Origin of the sequence: Ponticaulis profundi, from assembly GCF_042659465.1 — a bacterium.
Taxonomy (GTDB): domain Bacteria; phylum Pseudomonadota; class Alphaproteobacteria; order Caulobacterales; family Hyphomonadaceae; genus Ponticaulis; species Ponticaulis profundi.
This window is the reverse complement of sequence record NZ_JBHSSW010000066.1, coordinates 707222-728771: the sequence shown is the minus strand read 5'-3', so window position 1 is coordinate 728771 and position 21550 is coordinate 707222. Positions and strand designations below refer to the sequence as shown.

The window sequence follows — 21550 nt, the reverse complement described above, 5'->3', positions numbered from 1 at the left end:
GGCTGGGAATCTATGGCTAAAGATACGACACGGGTTCGCCGCCGCGAGCGGAAAAACATCACCTCTGGCGTTTGCCACGTGAACTCGAGCTTCAACAACACCATGATCACGATTTCTGACTCTCAGGGAAACACGATTTCCTGGTCGTCTTCTGGTCACATGGGTTTCAAAGGTTCGCGTAAGTCGACTCCTTACGCAGCTCAGATGGCTGCGGAAGATGCAGGTCGCAAGGCTCAGGAACATGGCATGCGCACTCTGGAAGTGAACGTGCGTGGCCCGGGTTCTGGTCGTGAATCGGCTCTTCGTGCGCTCCAGTCGATTGGTTTCACCATCACGTCTATTCGTGACACGACGCCAATCCCGCACAACGGATGCCGCCCGCCAAAACGCCGCCGCGTCTAGTTCACCCACGTTTATAAAAGGACATCGCGATGTCTGGCACGCTTGCCGTCGTAAATGACAAAAACTGGAAAGAGCTGATTCGACCTGCGCGCCCTGAGGTGCAGCACGGGTTTGATCCGTCTCGTAAAGCGACTCTGGTTGTCGAACCACTGGAGCGTGGCTTCGGTACGACACTCGGAAACGCACTGCGCCGTGTTTTGCTGTCTTCCCTGCAAGGGGCAGCTATCACCGGTATGCAGATTGATGGCGTTGTTCATGAGTTTTCGTCTATTCCAGGCGTGCGTGAAGACGTCACGACGATTGTCCTGAACCTTAAACAGGTTGCTATTCGCATGGTTGCGGAAACAGCCAAGCGAATGACGCTTCGTGCGTCAGGTGCTGGTCCTGTTACTGCGGGTCAGATTGAAGTCCCAGGCGACGTTGAGATCCTCAATCCGGATCACATCATCTGTACGCTGGATGAAGGCGCAGAGCTCCGCATGGAGTTCACGGTCGACACTGGCAAAGGGTATGTGCCTGCAGACCGTCACCGCACAGAAGACAGTCCGATCGGCTTTATTCCGATGGATGCAATCTTCTCTCCAGTGCGTCGCGTTGGCTACCGTGTGGAAGACACACGCGAAGGTCAGGTTCTCGACTATGACAAGCTGATGCTTGACGTCGAAACGGACGGTTCAATCTCTCCAGAAGATGCTGTGGCGTATGCTGCGCGTATACTTCAGGATCAACTTCGTCTCTTCATCACGTTTGAAGAGCCAGAAGACAGTGGCGATCAGGATGACGAGCCGGATCTCGGCTTCAACCCTGTTCTCCTTAAAAAGGTGGACGAGCTGGAACTCTCAGTCCGTTCTGCAAACTGTCTGAAGAACGACAACATCGTTTATATCGGTGACCTCATTCAGAAATCAGAAGCAGAGATGCTTCGTACGCCGAACTTCGGTCGTAAGTCTCTGAACGAGATCAAGGAAGTGCTCGCAGGAATGGGCCTCCACCTCGGTATGGACGTACCTAGCTGGCCGCCAGAAGACATTGAAGGTCTGGCCAAAAAATACGAAGATCAGATTTAACGGCCACGACGCCGACAAGGGAAAAGAACAATGCGTCACGGACTCGCACATCGCAAACTCAACCGGACTTCCGAGCACCGGAAAGCTATGTTCGCCAATATGGCTGCGTCTCTGATTGAGCACGAGCAGATCGTGACGACTCTGCCGAAGGCTAAAGAGCTGCGTCCAATCATGGAAAAGCTGGTGACCCTCGCTAAGAAAGGTGACCTGTCTTCTCGTCGTCGTGCGATCTCTAAGATTCGCAACAAAGACATGGCGAAGAAGCTGTTCGACGTTCTTGGCCCACGCTATGAAGAGCGTAACGGTGGTTATGTTCGCATCATGAAAGCGGGCTTCCGTCACGGCGATAACGCGCCGATGGCTGTCATCGAGCTCGTCGAACGTGATGAAGAAGCGCGTGGCAAATCAGACCGCGAGCGCGTCGCTGCTGAGCTGGAGGTGGCCGAAGAATAGGTTCTTCGAGCTTTCGAAAATATATTGAGCCAGGTGTTTGACACCTGGCTTTTTTCGTTTCCGGCGTCCCGTCGTGGTTTGATACCCGATCGAAATGCGATCTTCTTTGGACCAAAGTTCCGCAGGCTATTGAGGCCGGAGGTGTGCGGTTCTATCTCATGAAGGTGGGCCGAAAGGCTCGCGCGGTTTCGACAGAGGCAGTGACAATGACAGTTCGACGTATTCATGCCCAAATAGAGCCATGGTCCGGCAGTTCTTTTGCGACCATGACAAGACACATCAATAAGATCCTGTTCGCGCTAACAGCCCTTTTTGCGGCGTTGGTGGTATTGTTGTTCGCAAGCGTTGCGCCTTCGAACGCATATGCGCAATTACTGCCAAACTCCCGGGAAGAAATCCGCATGTCGTTTGCGCCGCTTGTGCGAGATGCATCCCCAGCGGTGGTGAACGTTTATTCCGAGCGCCTGGTTCGGCAATCGGGGTCTCCCTTCGCCGGAGATCCATTCTTTGAGCGCTTCTTCGGGCCGGACGCCTTTGGAGCTCCTCGTGAGCGGGTACAGTCGTCACTGGGCTCAGGTGTAATCGTCGGCAGCGAAGGCATTATTGTTACCAACAATCACGTGGTTGAGGGCGCAAACGCGTTGAAAGTCGTTCTCTCGGATCGCAGGGAGTTCGAAGCAGAACTCGTCCTGGCGGATGAACGCACAGATCTTGCCGTTTTGCGGATCGATACCAAAGGGGAAGATCTCCCAACGCTCGAATTTGCGGATACCCGACTGATTGAAGTCGGCGATCTGGTGCTCGCCATCGGCAACCCGTTTGGCATTGGTCAAACGGTCACCAGTGGCATTATCTCTGCGACGGCTCGAACGGACGTCGGAATTTCGGACTATGCTTTTTTTATTCAGACGGATGCCGCGATTAACCCTGGCAACTCAGGGGGTGCCTTGATCGATAATGCTGGTCGACTGGTTGGTATCAACACGGCTATTTTCTCTCGTTCGGGCGGCTCCAACGGTATCGGCTTTGCGATCCCGGCTGAGATGGTTGAGCGCGTTGTGGATTCCGCGATCAATGAAGGTCGTATCGTTCGGCCTTGGCTTGGTCTGAAAGGCCAGGCGGTGACAACCGACATTGCCAAAACTATGGACCTCGATCGCCCCGTTGGCGTTCTGGTGACAGAAATCTATCCGGAAGGTCCCGCAGATGCGGCTGAACTTCGCCGCGGTGATTTGATCGTTAAGTTTGATGGCCGCGAGGTCTATGATGAGGCGGGTTTGAAGTTTTTGGCTGCAACCCTTGTAGAAGGCGATGATGTTCCGCTTAGCGTGCTGAGAAATGGCAAGGAAGTCATTGTTAAGATCAAGCTGTCAGTGCCGCCCGGTGCAACAGAGGCAGAGCTTGTTGTCCTGAAAGGGCAAAATCCGTTAGCGGGTGCAGAAGTTGCTGATCTATCGCCGGCGCTCGCGGAATCAATCCGGCGCGATCCATTTGAAAGTGGCGTCCTGATAAATCGAATCCAGCGCGGCTCTTTTGCTTACCGCTTCGGAGTACGTCCTGGAGACCTCGTTATAGAGGTGAATGGTGAGCTGATCGAGAATGTCGAGGAGCTTCAGGACGAATTGTCCAAGACGAATGATCAGGGCGTCTGGCAGGTCGCGATAGACCGGAATGGGCGACGCGTATCTCGCACGGTCAAAATGTAGGTCACTGTGAGCGATTTGTTTCAATCCGCAGGCATGGAAGCTTCCGCCCCGAAACCCTTGGCGGAAGCGGTTCGGCCTCAGTCTTTAAGCGAGGTGGTTGGCCAGGATCATTTGATTGGTCCCAAAGGTCTGCTAGGGCGCATGACGTCGAGCGGCTCGCTTTCATCCGTTATTTTGTGGGGGGCACCGGGCGTCGGGAAAACCACCATTGCGCAATTGCTGGCCGAAGGGACCGGGCTTCACTTTGAGGCTTTGTCGGCTGTCTTCTCCGGTGTGAAGGACCTCCGGGCTGTTTTCGACAAAGCCGAAGCCCGGCGCCGGTCGGGGCAGGGGACTCTCTTGTTCGTCGATGAGATCCACCGGTTTAACAAAGCTCAGCAGGATAGCTTTCTGCCATATGTCGAGCGGGGCGTCGTAACGCTCGTCGGAGCAACGACAGAGAATCCGAGTTTCGAACTGAACGGCGCACTGTTGTCCAGATGCCAGGTTCTGACACTGAAAGCATTGGACGAAGCTGCCCTTGATAAACTTATCGGGCGCGCAGAAGCGCATATGGGCGCGAACTTGCCAGTGACCCCAGAAGCCCGTGAACATATCATTTCGCTCGCGGGCGGCGATGGCCGGTACTTTCTGGGCCTCATCGAGGATATTTATCGATATGCTGGTGACGGCCAGAGCTTGTCGCTGGATGAAGTGAAACATGTGCTCCAGACACGCGCCGCAGCATATGATAAATCAGGTGATGGTCACTACAATCTCATTTCAGCGCTGCATAAATCCATTCGCGGGTCTGATCCGGATGCGGCCATGTATTGGTTTGCTCGCATGCTACAGGGGGGGGAAGACCCGCTCTACATCGCACGCCGTCTCCTGGTGATCGCAAGCGAAGATATTGGTATGGCCGATCCAACAGCTCTGATGGTGACAGGTGAGGCTGTGCGCGCATTCGAACGGGTCGGAAGTCCGGAAGGTGATCTGAACCTTGCCCACGCTGTTTTGCATCTGGCGACGGCGCCGAAATCGAACGCGGTCACGACCGCGCTCAGTTCGGCCAAAGCGGCTGCGAGAGAGACGGGGGACCTCAGCCCTCCCATGCACATCCTCAATGCACCAACCAAGCTTATGAAATCTCAGGGCTATGGTGACGGCTATATTTATGACCCGGATACCGAATATGGGTTTTCAGGTCAGGACTACTTTCCGGAAAAGCTCGGCCGCCAGACCTTCTATGCGCCGAAGGGCGACGGCCGTGAAAAAACCATCAAGGAGCGTCTGACTTACTGGTCTGGCCTGCGACAGCAGATTCAGTCAAAGAAGCGCTGAAACGCCTGACAGAAATCACTCTACAATTGCGTCTGCTTGCAGTATGGAGGCGCCATGAGAAACAGAAACATCGTCTGGCTGCCCGACGAAGACAAAGACTTCATTCGTTCTTTTCTGATCGATGAAGATGATGAGATGCTGGCTTTCAACAAGCCTGCCGGTCTCGCCTGCCAGACCCGGAATCCGGATGACCGTACGCTCGACAAGCTGCTTTGGGCTTTTGCCAAGTCGAATGGCAAGCGGCCACGCCTTGTCCATCGTATCGACGCCGATACAACAGGTGTCGTGCTTGCTGCGAAAACTCAGCCCGCTGCGGCTGCGCTGTCGAAAGCGTTTGAAGCACGTCTGATCAAGAAAACCTATCTCGCACTGGTCGAAGGTGATGCGACGCGCGTGACGCGCGCCGACAGTCCGATTGGCACGGTGAAGACGAAAGAAGGCGCATTGATTGCGGGCATTGGTGGAAAGCCTGGCGTGAAGAACACCAAGGATGCGGCGACGACATTTCGCTGTGTTGCCGTCGGCCCGAATGCGAGCCTGATCGAATGCCGCCCGGAATCCGGGCGTATGCACCAGATCCGTATACATCTGGCACATGCTGGTCATCCGATCCTGGGCGATGAGCTTTACGGGAATGCGTCCAGTGCACCTCGCCTGATGTTGCATGCATTCCGTTTGCAAGGGCCGCACCCGATCGGCGGCGTCTTTGATTATTCTGCGCCTGTGCCGGACGATTTTGAGACCTTTGCTGCGCAACTGGACGGCTGATCTCGAAGGGTTTGAGCTGCTACGTCTGCAGACATTGTCTGAAACTGCGAAACAGTGCCAAATGCGAGCATGTTCTTTAAACATCTGATCCTTGCAGCCTGCGGCGGTGCCATTGGTTCGGCGCTACGATTCAGCGTTGGCGCTGTAATGCTGCGCATAATGGGACCAGGCTGGCCTTGGGGAACCTATACAGTCAATCTCGCAGGCAGTCTGATCATGGGCCTCGTCATGGGATGGTTTGCGTTCAAAGGTTCAGGTAGCAGCAGTGCACAGATCTTTCTGGCAACCGGTATTCTTGGTGGGTTTACCACGTTTTCTGCTTTCTCTCTGGAGACCGCCCGCATGGTCGAGACGAAAGCTTATGGTCAGGCAGCAATCTATGCAGGCAGTTCTGTTATTCTCGGCCTGCTTATGGTATTTGCCGGCCTCTTTTTCATGCGAAAGGTTTTGATGTGAGCGGCGACGTTCAGCAGATTGAAGTCTCTTACGAGGAATCAGGTGCGCGTCTGGACAAATGGTTCAAGCGCCGGTTCGACGGGATCACTCAAGGACAGGTGGAGAAGTTTCTCCGGACCGGCCAAATCCGCGTGGATGGTGCTCGGGCAAAGTCCAATCAACGCCTTGAAGAAGGACAGATGGTCCGGGTGCCACCTCTGCCAACGCGCGAGGATATGGAAAAGCTGAAAGCGTCCAAGCCGAAAAAGCTGAGCCCGCGCGACGAAGCCTTCATTCGCGACATGCTCATCTATGAGGACGATGATATCATTGCGCTGAACAAGCCGTCTGGTGTCGCCGTCCAAGGCGGCACCAACACATCGCGCCATATTGACGGTATGCTCGACGCCCTCACCAAGGGTGAGCATCGTCCACGCCTCGTTCACAGGCTCGACCGTGACACATCTGGTGTCCTGTTGATCGCAAAACACCCGCGCGCTGCTGCGGAGCTGGGTGACATGTTCCGCGAACGCACGCTGAAGAAAGTCTATTGGGCTGTCGTCGCAGGCGTGCCGGTTCCCCATCAGGGACAGATCCGCTCCTGGATGATCAAGGGTGAAGGCCCTGAAAAGGAGCGGATGGTGCCAGCCGTGCAGAGCATGAAGGGCTCTCAGCATGCGGTGACCGAGTATGCTGTCATCTCTCAGGCTGGTCAGCGCGCCGCCTGGATGGCGCTCAGTCCGCTGACAGGGCGTACCCATCAGCTTCGCTTCCACATGGAAGAGATTGGCAATGCCATTATCGGCGATCCGAAATATCCGGGACGGCGCGAGCCTCTGAACGGGCTCGGTGAAGGCCTGAACCTGCATGCGCGTGCGTTGGTTATTCCGCGGAAGAAGGGCAAGCCGCTTGAGCTTGTCGCGCCACCGCCGAAACATATGATCGAGACATTCGACGCGCTTGGCTTCCTTTATCAGGAGGCTGGCACAGATCCTTGGGAACCATTTGAATGACAGGGCCAGCGCAATCCATTCAACAAGTGCTTAGTCTGATCCAGTCCGGACAGGCAGAGCAGGCCTTGCTGAAATCGGATGCCGCGCTGAGCCAGTTTCCAAACCAGCCCAATCTTCTGCATTTAAAGGCCGTTGCCCTTCGACGTCTAAACCGTCTCAGCGACGCTATTCCCGTCCTGCAAACCGCCATATCGGGCGATCCTCGCAATGAGGAAATGCTCAATACGCTCGGCAATATGCTCAAGGCAGCCGGTGATCTGGAAGGTGCTGTGCAGGCCTATCGCCGCGCCATCGACGCGAAGTTCGGTTATGCGCCTGCCCATAAAAACCTCGTCAATCTTCTGCTCGACCTGGAAGGGAATGATGAGGCGATAAGCTCTGTCGAGGACTTTTTGCGGGCGACGGGGCGGCTGGATGCGGACGCACTTGAAGCCCAGGGCAGATTGCTTAAGCACCGTAAGGCATGGAGAAAAGCGCTGACAAGCTTCGACGAAGCGCTTCAGCGAAACCCGGCGCATGTGGCGGCTGCCTATGGGCGAGCCTCCTGTCTGGTTGAGATCGGACAGACTGAGGTATGCCGCGATATCTGCCTGTCACTCATACAGGCTGGACATCAGGCGCCGCAAATCCTCCGTCTGCTAGCGCGTTCGCAAATGGAACTCTCGGCATTCGGTGTTGCAGAGCCGGCGCTTCAGCAAGCAGTTGCGGCCGGATCCAGTGATGCGGTGAAGGATTACACCAATCTGCTCTGGATGACGGGGCGCACACAGGACGCAGAAACGCTTTTGAAAGGTGCAATTTCTGCAGGCGCGGATCGACCCCAGCAGGCATTGGCGGGGTTTGATGAGCTGCTTGATATGGAGCGCCCAGATCTGGTGGAGAGCTATTTCGACTATCTGCCCGCCGAACGTCAAACCGATCCGGTGTTTCTCAGTCGCTTGTCCATGGCGCAATCAGACCTCGGCAAGACCGAAGAGGCGTTTCAGAACGCGAACATTGCTTACTCCGCTTTGCCGCATCACAAGGTGCTGGCCTATCAATTCATTGTCTCGTGCCTGATGAGTGGTCGCTATGATCTGGCGCTCAAATATGCCGATATCTGGCGTGCGCGCGAACCGAATGATCAGAGCTGGGTCGCGGTCAAGGCGGACGCCCACCGTATGTTGGGCCAACTGGACGCCTACCGTGCGCTGAATGATTTCGATCGATTTGTCATTCCGGCCGAACTCGAAGCGCCGAAAGGCTATGCCAGCATGGAAGAGTTTCATGCTGATTTCATTGAGCAGGTGCACGGCAAAAGCCCGTTCAAGACTCATCCGCTTGGACAGTCTGCGCGCCATGGCATCCAGTCGCCTCGTAATCTGGTCTATGACGAACGGCCCGTGGTGCAAAACTACATCGAAGCCTTGCACAAACCGGTTCAGGCCTATGTCGATCAGCTAGGGCAAGACCCTGACAATCCGCTCACCTCGCGCAATACAGGCGAGTTCTATATTGGTGGCTGCTGGTCGATTTATCTTCTGGCTGGTGGACGTCATGTCAGCCATGTTCATCCCAAAGGCTGGGTCAGCTCTGCTTATTACATGGCGGTTCCGCCCGAGGCGAAGACGGACCCAAACCGGGCAGGGTGGATCAAATTCGGTGAGCCGCCTTACAAGCTCCCGGATCCGGCACCTGCTGAACATTGGGTGTGTCCAAAACCGGGGACACTGGTTCTCTTTCCGGCTTACATGTGGCATGGGACCGTTCCCATTTCTGGGAAAGCGCCTCGCGTGACGGCGCCGCTTGATGTCTTGCCTGGAGTAGCCCCTTGAGTTTGCGTTTAGTTGTCTGGGATCTCGACGGAACGATCATCGACAGCCGGAAAATCATTCAGAACGCCATGGTCGACGCTTTCACTGCTTGTGGTCTGACCCCGCCAACCTATGACCAGACCCGCCACATTGTGGGGCTGAGCCTTGGTGAGGGGTGTCGTATGCTCGCACCCGTGGGCAGTTCAGACGACCAGATTGATCAGCTTGAAGATGCGTATCGATCGGCCTTCATCAAGAACCGGACAGTCCCCGGCTATCATGAACCTCTGTATGATGGCGCGATTGCAACGCTTGAGGCCCTCGCCAATCAGAATTGTCTGATGGCGATCGCGACAGGCAAATCCTACAAAGGTATTGAGTCGATCTTCGGCATGCACGATCTGAAGCGCTATTTTGATACTGTTTGGTGTGCCGATGATGGTCCGGGTAAGCCCAACCCGTTCATGGTTGTTGAAGCCATGAAGGTGATGGGATGCGAGGCAGATCAGACCGTCATGGTTGGCGATGCCATTCATGATATCCATATGGGCCGTGCCGCGGGTGTCACGACGCACGGCGTATCCTGGGGGTTTGGAACGTCTGCAGAGCTGGAAGCTGCCGGCGCCCATCATATCCACGACGAAATGCCGAAGCTGCATCAGGCTCTGACAGACTTCGCGACGATTTGAGATCCATTATGCAAAGCACGCCAACTGAAAAACCGAAACGTTTTTATAAAGCTGTCGACATCGCTGAGACGAATGGTCTCTGGCACGTCATGCTGGACGGTCGGACGCCCAAAACGCCGGCGAAGAAATCACTCGCTTTTCCGACCCAGGATCTGGCGCAGCGCGTGGCTGATGAATGGGACGCGCAGGCAGAACATATCGACCTGCAAGCCATGACGTTGACGCGTCTGGCTAATGTGGCGATCGACCGAACGCCCGAGACGCGCACAGAACTTGCCGCCGAAGTCGAGAAATATGCTGGCACAGATCTGCTCTGCTATCTCGCGGAGCATCCACAAGAGCTTCAGGACCGTCAGGAGGCGCATTTCAGGCCATTGCGGGATTGGGCTGGCCGGGAACATGGCGTGCTTCTGATGACGACACAGGGCGTTTTGAATGCACCTCAGCCACCGGCAAGTCTCGAAGCTGCCCGTGCCTTCGCTGAACGTCAAAATGACTATGCGCTGACAGGGCTGGTCTTCGGTCTGAATTTGTTTGGGTCGGCAATCCTTGCAATGGCGGTCGCTGACGGTGAACTCGCTGCGATGGATGCATATGATATTTCTCGCATTGATGAGGAATGGCAGATCGAACGTTGGGGTGAAGACGATGAAGCCATGGCGCGTGTTGAAGCTCAGCGCCGCGAAGTTTCTGCGCTCGATTCCTGGTTCAAGGGCCTCGCGTCAGCAGCTGTTGTGTAAAATCGGTTGCTTTCCCTGACAGAAACTTCGCTAGATGAAGTGATGTTCTGTCATAAATGCGGAAAAAGGTTGTGAGCGAGTTTTCAGAAAGTGAGCTTGAGCGCCTGGATCAGGCTGCAGAACTGTTGTTCGAAGCGGAAGATCGTCTGCCGGTCCTGAAATCCGTGAATTGGAACCGACAGGTGGCAGCTGATTTCTTTGCAAGCGATGGCAAAGAGCTCCCGAAACCTTCCTATACAGTGGTTGATCCGACCCCTTCGATTGAGCGTGTGAATGCCGCACGAAAGCTGGTTGATGGCGACTCACCTGTACATGACTGGTTGAATCGGCTGGCAGATGTCACCCGTCAGACGGCTGATATGTTGGGCGCACTCGGTACGCCCGCATTTTTCAGGCATTCGTGCGAACTATACGGATCACCAACCACGCCTATAGCGGATGGTGAGCATGGGGCGCTGGACCTGGCGGTCCGACTCGATGATCTCTTGTCTGAGTTCGACGAAGGCACTCTGAAGCTCGCACCGCCTGAGCGCTTTACGGCGGTAGAACTCAAAGCTCAGCTCGATGAAGCCTTACCCGAGCATTTCGGCGACATGGCTCCGAGCGTCATGGTGACCAGTGACGTGTCTGCGAAGGCTGCTGCAGGCAAGGATTATATCAAGCTGAGGGATGATGCGACCTTCACTGACCTCGACGTGACGCAGCTCTTACATCATGAGGCGCTGATCCATATCGCGACCGGCATGAACGGCCGGGCGCATGGCCGGTTCACGGTCCTCGGTGAAAGTCACCCCGGCAACGCGCAGACTCAGGAAGGACTGGCTGTTTTTGCCGAGTTTATCACCGGAGCAATCGATCCACGTCGCTTCCGCCGACTGGCAGACCGCACCATTGCCATCGATATGGCCGTGAACGGCGCGGATTTTCTCGATCTCTATGCCTTCTTCAGAGAGAAATCGACGCGTGACGCCCCCTTTGAAGCATTCGAGAGTGCCAGGCGGATCGTCCGCGGAGGTATGGTTGAGGGTGGGGCACCGTTCACGAAGGATGGTGTATATCTGTCCGGCCTCATTGAAGTGCATTCATATCTGCACGCGGCGATCCGCAGCGGTGATACGCGACTTATAAAGCTCCTCTTTGTCGGCAAGATTGATCTCGATGATCTGGATGCGATGGATATGCTCGCGCGTGAAAACTTTCTGAAGGAGCCGGCTTACCTACCGCCCTGGGCCAGCGATGCGCGTTATCTGCTCGCCTATCTGTCCTATTCAACCTTCCTCAATCAGATCGATCTGCGAAAGGTCACTCGGCGCTACAAGTCTCTCATCGCGTCGAACACGAACTGATGATTTCTATTTTGCGATAATAAATTATTGCAAAACGATAAAATTAACTTATCTGACTTTCAGTTTACGAATTCCGGATCTGAGGTTGAAGAGAATGTTCCGATTTTTGATGTCAGGCCTGTCGGCTGGTCTGCTGCTAAGCGGCGTTGCTGTCGCAAATGATATTGCGCCCGATAAAGCGTCGTTCAGCTCTTTGCAGAAGTTCGAGGCAGGCAGAATTCCGGAATCCATGAAGGGTATTTGGCAGTCGCAGGGATATGGCTGGCTTTTTGATATTAGCGACGAAGGCGTTCGCCAGTATCAAATTGCCGGTGAATATTGCTTTGCATCGCCCAGCGCCGAGCAGGCAATGACTGATACGCTTGCACTGAGCTATCAGTATTACCGGACGAGCTCATCACCGGATGCGGCCATCCTTCAGCTCTTGCCGGACGACACGGAAATACAAATCCGACGCGTGGCGACGCTACCGACAATCTGTCAGAGTGATTTGAACTGGAGCCGCGAAGCGGTGTTGGATTATGTGGCTGAGCTGATCGAGACCCACTACGCTTTTAAGGATCTACGCAGCATAGACTGGCCAGCGCGTGTTCAGGCCGCAAGCACTCAGTTTTCTGAAAACATGGATGATGAACAGTTCTTCGATCTGGTGGCAGGTCTGATTGATGGCTTCAGCGATTCTCATACGAAACTGATCGGCACGGTGAATGGTGAGCGACGCAAGCAGCAGGATGGGCTGGGCGAAACACTTTCGACCGTTCGCGCCAAGAATATGGAAACACCCTGGCTGATTAGCTTGTTCAGCACCCTCCAGGAAGACATTCTGGATCCGGGGAGTGAACACACAGCCAATGATCGGATTCTGTGGGGCATGATTGAGGATCGGATCGGCTATATTCAGATCCTTCAAATGGGTGGTTTCAGTGGGGTAGGAATCGGTGATCCGGAATTTCGCGTAGCGGAGTTTGCGGTGTTCGATGAAATCATGGATCGCGCTCTGGTACAGATGCAGGACGCGGAGTTCGTCATTCTCGACCTCAGTAATAATCGTGGTGGTTATGACGCCATTTCGCGTCGTCTGGCCGGTCGTTTCACGCAGCAGCGTTTTGTTGGCTATACAACACATGTGCCGGGAAGCGGGGTGCCTGCACGCGAGCGCATGATCGAGCCAACATCCGGTCTATCGTATACTGGACCCGTTATACTCCTGACGAGCGATGTGACGGTCAGTGGCGGAGAAATTGCGACGCTTGCTCTCCGAGAGCTGCCGAATGTCACTCATGTCGGTACGACCACACGAGGAAGCTTTTCTACAGTTCTGTCGAAGCCGCTCCCAAATGGCTGGGTGCTGGAATTGTCGAATGAAGTGATCGCTACGCCTGACGGAACTGTCTACGAGGAGTTGGGGATTTTGCCAGAAATTGAGATGTCTGTGTTCCCACAGGATGCCCTGATCGAAGGGCATAAAAGCGTGATTGACGCGATTGTCGCGAACGCGCCGAATTTCTGAAGACAATAAAAAAAGCCCGTACGCAAGTAGCGGACGGGCTTATCCGGTTCTCCTCAATTTCGGTGTCTAACCGACCTTGATGAGCTCGACTTCAAAGATCAGAGTGGCATTGCCTGGAATGACACCGCCAGCGCCTGCTGCGCCATAGCCCAGCTGAGAGGGGATTACGAATTCATATTTCGCGCCTTCCTGCATCAGCTGGACACCTTCTGACCAGCCAGGAATGACCGCATTGAGTGGAAACTCAATCGGTTGGCCGCGTTTATAGGAGCTATCGAATTCCTTGCCGTTGACCAGCTTGCCAGCATAGTGAACGGTGACTTTTTCAGTTGGGCCAGGTTTATAGCCGTCACCTTCTTTGATGACGCGATACTGCAGACCACTGGTCGTCGTCGTCACACCTTCTTTTTTGGCATTCTCTTCCAGATAAGCGAGATCGGGCGTAGTCATCTGGACTCTCCTTCTTGTTAGGCGCGAAGGCATGCAATGTTTTTGACGGCAGGTAAACCCTTTCAGGTGGTTGGTCATTCAAGATTCACTCCAGAATGCCCTCTGCCAGAAGCGCGTTGGCCAGTCCGGCGAGGATGCCCGTCAAATGCCTCACATTTGATGCAGCACCTGCTTTTGAAACGACGTTCACAGTCTTCACGCCGCGGCTGTCTTCGACCAACAAGCCGTCTTCTATCATTCTGTTGATCTTACGACGGACGAGCTCTCTTGAAAGCCCGGTGGCTTCCGCGACGGCGCGTCGGGATATGGGACGGAAGTTCGTCTCTGAAATGGCGAGCTGTCCTGTGTGAACGTCCTGCTCCTCCCGGTTTCTCAATCGGCGCTGAATGGAGGCAGCGATAACGGTGCAATAAATCAGCAGGTCGTCCGGTTCGAGCCCCGCTGTGTCGCGCATTGCGTTGAAGAAGGCCAGAAAGCCGTTTGTCAGTTGATAGCCAGTGTATCGCAGTTTCTGATCCAGAACGGCTTCATTGACCGTCAGACGTTTGTTGTTGCTCATGGCGCGCTCCCTGTCCCTTTAGACAGGGTAGAAGCGCCACGTGTCTAACGGAAGAGGAAGATGATCAGTGCTGTTGAGAAGACGACGATTGCTGCCTGTAGTCGGAAGTCCTTCCATCCGACAGCGCTGGCCGTCGTTGGGCGAATGTCCTGTTTGCCGAGAATGAGCTCGTTCGAGAATTCATGTTCCGGTTTCAGGATCATAGACAGAATAGCACACAGGACGAGGCAAAATGCGGTCATAATGCCTGTCATGACCGTGAAGTGCGGCAGGCCGTCTGCCTGACCGGCGGCAGCCATGCTTGCCCGGTAAGCGAAAGTCGTGCCGGAAATCAAATGACCAATGATGAGCGTTGCAAGCGCAGCTTTTCCGGAGGTTCTTTTCCAGAACATGCCAAGTAGGAAAATCGCGACGACAGGCGGTACAGAATAGCCGAAGACCTGTTGAATATAGCCAAAGACGCCCGGAAACTCCCGGATTACAATCGGCCAAAGTGCAGCAATAATGATCAAGCCGCCGGTCGTCAGCCGCCCGACCTGCATGATTTTCTTCTCTGACCAGCCGCGTTCCTTCACCTCTGCAAAGTCATGCAGTACCAGTGTTGAAGCTGAGTTGAGTGTCGAATCGACGGTGGACATGATGGCTGCGATCAGTCCCGCGAGCACAAGCCCGGTGAAGCCGATAGGCAGATAATCAGCGACAAGGGTAGGGAAGACGAGGTCGCTGTTTTCGAGGTTCGGCAGGAGTTCAGCAGCCATGGCGCCTGGAATGGCCATCACGAAAAGCGGTAAGATTTTCAGCATGCCGGCAAAGGCTGCGCCCTGACGTGCGGTCTCAATACCACGCGCTGCAAGCACGCGCTGAACGACGTATTGATTGTTTGACCAGTAGAACCAGCCAAGAATCGGTACGCCAATCAGCAAGCCTGTCCAGGGCAGGGCAGGGTCATCGGCGGACCTCACCAGTGACATATGACCATCTGGAAGCGCTTTCGTGGCTTCGGCCCAGCTAAAGCCGAACTGGCTGAACACCATGTAGGAAATGACACCCGCGCCAATAAGCAGAATGATTGCCTGAAGCACATCGGTGTAAACAACCGCACGAAGCCCGCCCGCAGCTGTGTAAAGTCCAGCAAACACGGCCAGTCCGATACACAATGGAATAAACGGCGCACTCGGGAAAAAGGTCTGAAGCACGACAACGCCCGCATAGACGCTCGCAGCCATGTCGACAAAAACCGTCAGGAATATGGTCAGTGCGGAGAAATATTTGCGGCAAGCCGGACCAAACCGACGTCCAAGATATTCTGGCACCGTCGTGATCTGCAGCCGCAGGAACAGCGGTATGGTTGTGAATGCCGCAAATGAGAGAACAAAGCCCGCCATGAGCTCATAGTTGGCGACCGAAATCCCGCTGGAATAAGCTTGGCCGGTGACGCCGATCAGGGTCGTACTGGAAATATTTGAGGCAAATAGCGAAAAGCCAATGGTGGCAACGCCGAGCGATCGACCTGCCAGAAACAGATCATCGCCGCTTTTCAGGTTCCGGCTTACAAACCAGCCGATGAACGTCACGATCCCGAAGTAAGCAACCAGGATCGCGATGTCGATAAATGTCAGCGTTGTCAGCATTCAACTCAAGTGGTCATGCAGCTTCAGGCTTAGATGTTTTTTTTTCCTCAAGCTGAGAGACCTTCTTCCCCTTAATACGGTCAAACAGATCGGTGACGTGTTTTGCCCAGTAATCGATATCCCAAGTTTTCACGGTTTCGAGCAGAGCTGATAAGCGCTCTTGTTTTTCTTCCTCCGGCATATCGATCGCCTGCTGGATGGCGTCATCCATGCTATGCGGCGAATACGGGTTCGTCAGGATCGCCTGAGGCAATTCCACCGCGACACCGGCAAACTCTGAAAGGACCAAGGTACCACTTCGACCTTCCTGAGCGGCAATATACTCTTTTGCTACGAGATTGAGCCCGTCCCGGATAGGCGTAATCCAGCATGTATCCGCTGCGCGAAAATAACAGACCAGTTCATCGAACTTTATCGGGTGCATGGTCAGCATAATTGGCGTCCAGCGTAGATTGCCGTATCGACCATTGATGGAGCCGACCAGTCGCTCGATTTCCCGCTGAGCGGCCTTGTAGGTCGTCATGCCCTTGGCAGCGGCAGCGCACACCAGCATCAGCTTCACCTTGCCGTGAAGATCGCTGCGTTTTTCTAGAACCCGGTCGAAGCATTCCAGCAGCTCTTTGGCGCCCTTAGTATAATCGACCCGTCCAACGGACAGGATGAAGTGCTGATCTTCAACTTCGCTCTTGATCTGAGCGACCCGCTCGCCGGATTCGAAATTGGAGAGATATTGCTTGATGACCTTGGGGTTTGTACCGATTGGCCAGGCGTCGACAATGATCTTGCGTCCGTTGTGGACGATATGCGGTGTAGACGTCGGTTCCGATAACGCCATGCCTGCATATGACATCGCGCCGCCGACAGGCTCTCTTTCTCCAAGCTCAACGCCGCGCAGAGACCGTGCTACGCCGCAGAAGTTTTCCGCATAACGCGGAATGTGGAAGCCCACGACATCTGCAGAGAGCAGGCTATCGACGATATCGTCGCGCCAAGGCAGAATGTTGAAGATATCGGCCGCAGGGAATGGCGTGTGATGGAAGAAGGCAATCTTCACATTCGGCTTGATCTTTCGAATGAAGTAAGGCGCAAGCCATAGATTATAGTCATGGACCCAGATCAGCCCATCATCGCTGACCTGCTCGCAAGCCGCTTCCGCAAACAGGCGGTTCACTTCCCGGAATGTGTCCCAGTCCGCGTTCTCATGACTATAGAGCCATGGAAATGAGTGGAGGATCGGCCAGAGCGCTTCTTTCGACGTGACGTGATAGAAGGAGCGGACCTGCTCGGCGGTCAGTGGCAGACGAATGACGTCGTATTCGCCATAGTCGTCGTCGATCGTTACGCGTTGCTGGAACTTCGCCTGCTTGTTTGCTGCAACCTGCTTCCACGCGATCCAGCAGCCACGTTCAGCTGTCGAGAAAAAGCCCTTCAGGGTTGGCACGATACCGTTCGGGCTGGAGTTTTCCTTGAACGTTGTTTTTCCATTTTCAACCACCTCTTCATAAGGTTGGCGGTGGTAGAGGATGACCAGATCAGATTTCTTCGACTTGCTCATGATGCGAATTCGCCCTTTGCGTGGGATTTTATCTTGCGGAGCAGGCCGTCATGTACGCCGGCAGCACCTTCTCCTTCAGCATGGTACACATTCTCGAGGTGGCTCACGGCCTCGATCAGAGCAGCTTCGGCGTTGCCGACCATTACACCGTCCAACCCCGTCTCGAAGAGAGAACGGTCGTTAAGAGTATCTCCGGCAACAAGAATGCTCGCGTCGGGTAGGTCGAAATGTGCCATCGTCTTTTTAAGCGTTGGACCTTTCTGTACGCCGCGCGGCAGAACATCAAAATAGATGTTGTCGGACATCAGGACATCATATCCCATGTCGGTGATTTCCTCGCGAAGTCGGTTGGCCTCTTCAACGTCGTGATAGAAATATGACAGGCGTCGTCCACCAAAGACCTTTTGCCGCTCAAGCTTTTGTGCGTTGATCAGCTTTTCTTCAGCGCTGTCAGACCCTGTCCAGAGTGCATCAATCCAATCTTCAACTTCCTTGACCGGTGAGAAGTCGTGTCCATGCACGACAGTCGTGCCGACATCGCCGATGACCAAGTCGGGGCGTGGCACGTCAGCAGAGGTGATGTCGTCTATAAAGCCGAGATCACGTCCTGTTACGAAAACCAGTCCCAGCCAGTCTCTGTTATCTTCAATATATCCGTAGAGCGCTTTCTTCGAAGCCTCGTCACCGCCTAAGAATGTTCCGTCTAAGTCTGTCGCAAGGATGAGGTCCTTGCCTGCCAGATTTGTCATATACCCCGTCCCGTTCAGGCCGTTAGTTGAAGTTCTGCGTGTGTTTCGCTCATCGCGCAGGCGAACAATTGATCAATGAGTTCGGCTGGTGTGATGTCGCCTGTGATGGCTTTCTCGACCGCCGGCGCAATTTCAGCGTCCAATTCCAGCGCTTTCATGAGCTGGCATACCTTGGAGACGCTCATTGCACCTTCGAACGTGTTCGCTGAAAGCGTCATTTCAGGATCCGCGAGTGCGCGACCGAATGAATAGTTTCGTGATTGTGCGTCCGTACATGTCAGGGCTAGGTCACCAGCACCTGCCACGCCAAGCAGCGTTACAGGGTTGCCGCCAAGTGCGGCGGCCAGCGTGCCAGCTTCGGCCAATCCTCGCGCGAGGATGGACGCCCTCGTGTTCGAGCCGTGTCCGAGACCGTCCGCCATACCGCAGGCAATGGCGATCACGTTCTTCATGATGCCACCGACTTGCACGCCAACCAGATCCGTCTCTGTGATGAGCTGGAAGTTTGGTGTTGCAAGAGCTTCCGTCAGAGCGTCAGCAAGCTGTGTTGGTCCGGCCAAAACGACACTTGTTGGCTGTTCATTGGCCACTTCGCTCGCGAAACTTGGGCCTGTCAGAACCATGGGAACAGACTGCGGGATTTCCCGCTTGATGCGCGTCGTGAGCAATCCATTTGTGTGTGGGTCCAGGCCCTTAGCGCAGGAAATAACCGGTGTACCTGGGCGAATTGATGTCGCGATTTCTCGTGCGACATGCTTGAACGCTTTTGACGGTGTGACAACGAAGATCGCGTCACTGCCGCGAACGGCGTCAAGAATATCATTGGTTGGAAGAATGCCGTCCGGTAAGGGAACGCCAGGAATATATTTGGCATTCGTGCCATCTTTTTTCATGTCTTCGATGTGTTCCGCGTTTCGGCCCCATAATTTGACTGGGAGGCCAGCACGGGCAAATGCCATGGCAAGAGCTGTTCCCCAGGATCCCGCGCCAAGCACCGTAATGTTTTCAATTTTGCGGTTTCGGGAACCGAAGAAAGATTGAGAAAGACCATCGGGTGCTTGAGAGGCTGGGATGTCGAGTGCCATAAGGCTGATCGCTCCTTTTTTGGGGTCCATCAATGACATTACGCGGTGAGGGCTCCGTAAGTTCCGAGAATTCTGAATTTAGTTTGCTCAATTACCCCGCCTAAAAATTGCGAGAGTATTTTTACGCGGAACAATTCACCGTTGATTTTTGTGAGCTGGATTTTGTCGCTATTTGCGGCTTTGTTGGTTTCACAAAAACCGGAAATTTTATAAGCGACAGTACGAGCACATCGGACCAACCTCCAATCTGGTGAGGGAGAAGTCATCTCGGTCCCGCTTCGCTCCTTCTGCTAACGCCTATTATTTTGGCATTCGGTCCTTTGAAGTCAAAGGAGCGGCAGCTTTCATCAGCGGCGCGGGGGTTTTTGAGTAAAAAATAATCAGAAATGATAGAAAAGGGAGCGCAATTAGGGCGCGAGGGAGATGTTTGCGAACCAATTTGACTGTTTGATCTGAGAAAGTCTGCCCAGTGCGGGTGAAAGATAGCTGGGTGGCGGCGCTTTGTGAGGAGAATCGGCAGTTTCGTCTGTTAAAGTATTTCGTGCACTAAGCAAGTTGTCGCCGGGTATGAAAAAACCCGGACCTTGCGATCCGGGTTTGAACATTTTTCGTTTGAGCAGGCTTAGAAGATTTCAAACAGACCGGCTGCGCCCATACCGCCACCAATACACATGGTGACCACACCCCATTTAGCGCCGCGGCGCTTGCCTTCCATCAGCAGAGAACCGGTGCAGCGTGCGCCGGTCATGCCAAACGGGTGCCCAATGGAGATGGAGCCGCCATTGACGTTGTATTTCTCTGGATCAATGCCGAGACGGTCACGAGAATAAAGGCACTGGGAGGCGAAAGCTTCGTTCAGCTCCCATAGATCGATGTCATCTACCGTCAGACCGTTACGCTCCAGCAGGCGCGGGACCGCGAATACCGGGCCAATACCCATCTCGTCAGGATCACATCCGGCAACATTGAAGCCGGCAAAACGACCGAGAGGTTCGAGACCGCGCTTCTTGGCTTCATCTGCTTCCATAAGCACCAGTGCAGCGGCACCGTCTGAAAGTTGAGACGCGTTACCAGCTGTAATGTACTTGCCTTCTTTGACAACCATGCCGTTTTTGAAGACCGGCTTCAGACCTGCCAGCGTGTCGACTGTGGTGCCTGGGCGATTGCATTCGTCGCGGTCACAAGTGACTTCCTGGAATGTCTCTTCGCCCGTTTCCTTGTTGACCAGCTTCATCGTCGTTTTGAGCGGGACGATCTCTTCGGACATATAGCCCTTTTCCTGGAAGATCGCGGTGCGGCGTTGCGATTCAGCAGAGTATTCGTCCTGTGCTTCGCGAGATACGTTGTAGCGCTCGGCAACGATTTCTGCCGTCTCGATCATAGTCATCCAGATGGCTGGCCATTTCGACATCAGCTCATCTTCTGTGTAGCGGTAAGTGTTCATGTGGCCGCTGTGAGAGACGAGAGAGAGCGATTCAACACCGCCGCCTATGGCGACTGGAGCGCCTTCATTTATGATGTTGTGTGCTGCGTTCGCAACAGCCTGAAGACCCGACGAACAAAACCGGTTAATCGTTGCGCCCGAAGTTGAGGATGGGCAGCCTGCCCAAAGCGCCGCATTGCGAGCAACGTTGTGGCCGGTGGCACCTTCAGGCTGAGCTGCGCCGAGATAAACGTCCTCGACAGATCCGGCTTCAATCCCGGCGCGTTCAATGGCGCCTTTGATTGCGGTTCCGGCGAGCGTGATACCATGTGTGTTATTCAGAGAACCACGGCCTGTTTTAGCCAGGCCAGTTCGAGCGTAAGAAACGATTACTGCTTCGCGCATGTCTTCCTCCCGTTAATTGACGTTGGGGGACCCTACAGCGACAAAAAACAGTTGGCTAGAGGAAACTAGCATGAAGTTGGGCGCGATGATTTCACGTTTTGAGGAGCTTAGGCAGGGCTCTTGTCTGAGGGTGGTTTTTGCCCCTCTGGGGAGTCCATTTTCGAACCATCGAGCGCCCGGCGGAGCTGATCAAGTTTGGATGAAATCGACGACTTTTCAGCTTTGCTCTGGCCGTGGCGAGCACGGTTTTCGTCGGCGCGTTTTTCTTTCAAAGCGCGCTCACGTTGTTTCCGCGCCTGGTTCAGGTTAACAACCTCTCCCACGTCAAACTCCATGCATGTCTTGGTCGATCAGATGACGTATTTGCACATGGAAAAGTTTCGCAATCAATGACCGCTTACATGAAAGTCCGGCAATTTTGCTGCGATTTTTTTCGGTCGGCCTGAAA

The 21550-nt window shown here is 54.4% G+C and carries 20 protein-coding genes and 1 pseudogene; 13 read left to right on the top strand and 8 right to left on the bottom strand.

Annotated elements, in window-relative coordinates; genetic code table 11:
- Positions 1–12 precede the first annotated feature (12 nt).
- The 13 genes from rpsK to ACFQDM_RS19315 all read left to right on the top strand — a co-directional run bounded on the left by rpsK (position 13) and on the right by ACFQDM_RS19315 (position 13245).
- Positions 13–402, top strand: coding sequence for a 30S ribosomal protein S11 (gene rpsK / locus ACFQDM_RS19375; RefSeq protein ID WP_377382402.1), 390 nt, complete (start codon positions 13–15; stop codon positions 400–402).
- A 29-nt stretch (positions 403–431) separates the two neighbouring features.
- The gene (locus tag ACFQDM_RS19370; RefSeq protein WP_377382400.1) at positions 432–1469 is read left to right on the top strand and encodes a DNA-directed RNA polymerase subunit alpha; all 1038 of its coding nucleotides are present in this window, start codon (positions 432–434) and stop codon (positions 1467–1469) included.
- Between the two features lie 30 nt (positions 1470–1499).
- On the top strand, positions 1500–1922 hold the full coding sequence (gene rplQ, locus ACFQDM_RS19365) for a 50S ribosomal protein L17 (RefSeq protein ID WP_377382397.1): 423 nt from the start codon (positions 1500–1502) through the stop codon (positions 1920–1922).
- Positions 1923–2188: 266 nt separating this feature from the next.
- Positions 2189–3628 (top strand): DegQ family serine endoprotease, encoded by a 1440-nt coding sequence (locus ACFQDM_RS19360; protein ID WP_377382394.1) that lies wholly within the window; start codon positions 2189–2191, stop codon positions 3626–3628.
- A gap of 6 nt (positions 3629–3634) precedes the next feature.
- Complete coding sequence (locus tag ACFQDM_RS19355; protein WP_377382391.1) at positions 3635–4951, top strand: replication-associated recombination protein A; 1317 nt, start codon at positions 3635–3637, stop codon at positions 4949–4951.
- A 54-nt stretch (positions 4952–5005) separates the two neighbouring features.
- Positions 5006–5719: an RluA family pseudouridine synthase gene (locus ACFQDM_RS19350; protein WP_377382388.1), complete on the top strand. Its 714-nt coding sequence runs from the start codon at positions 5006–5008 to the stop codon at positions 5717–5719.
- A 69-nt stretch (positions 5720–5788) separates the two neighbouring features.
- The gene (gene crcB / locus ACFQDM_RS19345) at positions 5789–6175 is read left to right on the top strand and encodes a fluoride efflux transporter CrcB (protein WP_377382385.1); all 387 of its coding nucleotides are present in this window, start codon (positions 5789–5791) and stop codon (positions 6173–6175) included.
- Positions 6172–7167, top strand: a complete 996-nt coding sequence (locus ACFQDM_RS19340) for an RluA family pseudouridine synthase (RefSeq protein WP_377382383.1) — start codon at positions 6172–6174, stop codon at positions 7165–7167. Before crcB ends, ACFQDM_RS19340 begins: the two co-directional genes overlap by 4 nt.
- Positions 7164–8981, top strand: coding sequence for a 2OG-Fe(II) oxygenase family protein (locus tag ACFQDM_RS19335; protein WP_377382380.1), 1818 nt, complete (start codon positions 7164–7166; stop codon positions 8979–8981). Before ACFQDM_RS19340 ends, ACFQDM_RS19335 begins: the two co-directional genes overlap by 4 nt.
- A complete protein-coding gene (locus ACFQDM_RS19330; RefSeq protein ID WP_377382378.1) occupies positions 8978–9649 on the top strand; it encodes an HAD family hydrolase in 672 nt (223 codons plus the stop codon). The genes ACFQDM_RS19335 and ACFQDM_RS19330 overlap by 4 nt, the downstream gene beginning before the upstream one ends.
- An 8-nt stretch (positions 9650–9657) precedes the next feature.
- Positions 9658–10389, top strand: coding sequence for an ATP12 family chaperone protein (locus tag ACFQDM_RS19325; protein WP_377382375.1), 732 nt, complete (start codon positions 9658–9660; stop codon positions 10387–10389).
- A gap of 71 nt (positions 10390–10460) precedes the next feature.
- Positions 10461–11735, top strand: a complete 1275-nt coding sequence (locus ACFQDM_RS19320) for a flavohemoglobin expression-modulating QEGLA motif protein (RefSeq protein WP_377382373.1) — start codon at positions 10461–10463, stop codon at positions 11733–11735.
- A 94-nt stretch (positions 11736–11829) separates the two neighbouring features.
- On the top strand, positions 11830–13245 hold the full coding sequence (locus ACFQDM_RS19315) for a S41 family peptidase (RefSeq protein WP_377382370.1): 1416 nt from the start codon (positions 11830–11832) through the stop codon (positions 13243–13245).
- Positions 13246–13311: 66 nt separating this feature from the next.
- On the opposite strand, the pseudogene ACFQDM_RS19310 reads toward ACFQDM_RS19315, so the two are convergent.
- From ACFQDM_RS19310 to ACFQDM_RS19275, 8 genes and pseudogenes are all read right to left on the bottom strand, one after another.
- Positions 13312–13677 (bottom strand): annotated as a pseudogene (locus ACFQDM_RS19310) (FKBP-type peptidyl-prolyl cis-trans isomerase); the annotation flags it as partial.
- A gap of 103 nt (positions 13678–13780) precedes the next feature.
- Entirely contained in the window at positions 13781–14254 is a 474-nt protein-coding gene (locus ACFQDM_RS19305; protein WP_377382367.1) for a winged helix-turn-helix transcriptional regulator, read from the bottom strand.
- Between the two features lie 44 nt (positions 14255–14298).
- Positions 14299–15885 carry a sodium:solute symporter gene (locus tag ACFQDM_RS19300; protein ID WP_377382362.1) on the bottom strand — a complete coding sequence of 529 codons (1587 nt, stop codon included), beginning with the start codon at positions 15883–15885 and terminating at the stop codon, positions 14299–14301.
- A gap of 13 nt (positions 15886–15898) precedes the next feature.
- Complete coding sequence (ggpS, locus tag ACFQDM_RS19295) at positions 15899–17440, bottom strand: glucosylglycerol-phosphate synthase (protein WP_377382359.1); 1542 nt, start codon at positions 17438–17440, stop codon at positions 15899–15901.
- Positions 17437–18189: an HAD family hydrolase gene (locus ACFQDM_RS19290; RefSeq protein ID WP_377382357.1), complete on the bottom strand. Its 753-nt coding sequence runs from the start codon at positions 18187–18189 to the stop codon at positions 17437–17439. The genes ggpS and ACFQDM_RS19290 overlap by 4 nt, the downstream gene beginning before the upstream one ends.
- 14 nt (positions 18190–18203) lie before the next feature.
- Positions 18204–19274 (bottom strand): NAD(P)H-dependent glycerol-3-phosphate dehydrogenase, encoded by a 1071-nt coding sequence (locus ACFQDM_RS19285; protein ID WP_377382354.1) that lies wholly within the window; start codon positions 19272–19274, stop codon positions 18204–18206.
- A 622-nt stretch (positions 19275–19896) separates the two neighbouring features.
- The gene (locus ACFQDM_RS19280) at positions 19897–21102 is read right to left on the bottom strand and encodes an acetyl-CoA C-acyltransferase (RefSeq protein ID WP_377382351.1); all 1206 of its coding nucleotides are present in this window, start codon (positions 21100–21102) and stop codon (positions 19897–19899) included.
- Between the two features lie 107 nt (positions 21103–21209).
- The gene (locus ACFQDM_RS19275; RefSeq protein WP_377382348.1) at positions 21210–21437 is read right to left on the bottom strand and encodes a DUF4169 family protein; all 228 of its coding nucleotides are present in this window, start codon (positions 21435–21437) and stop codon (positions 21210–21212) included.
- Positions 21438–21550 lie beyond the last annotated feature (113 nt).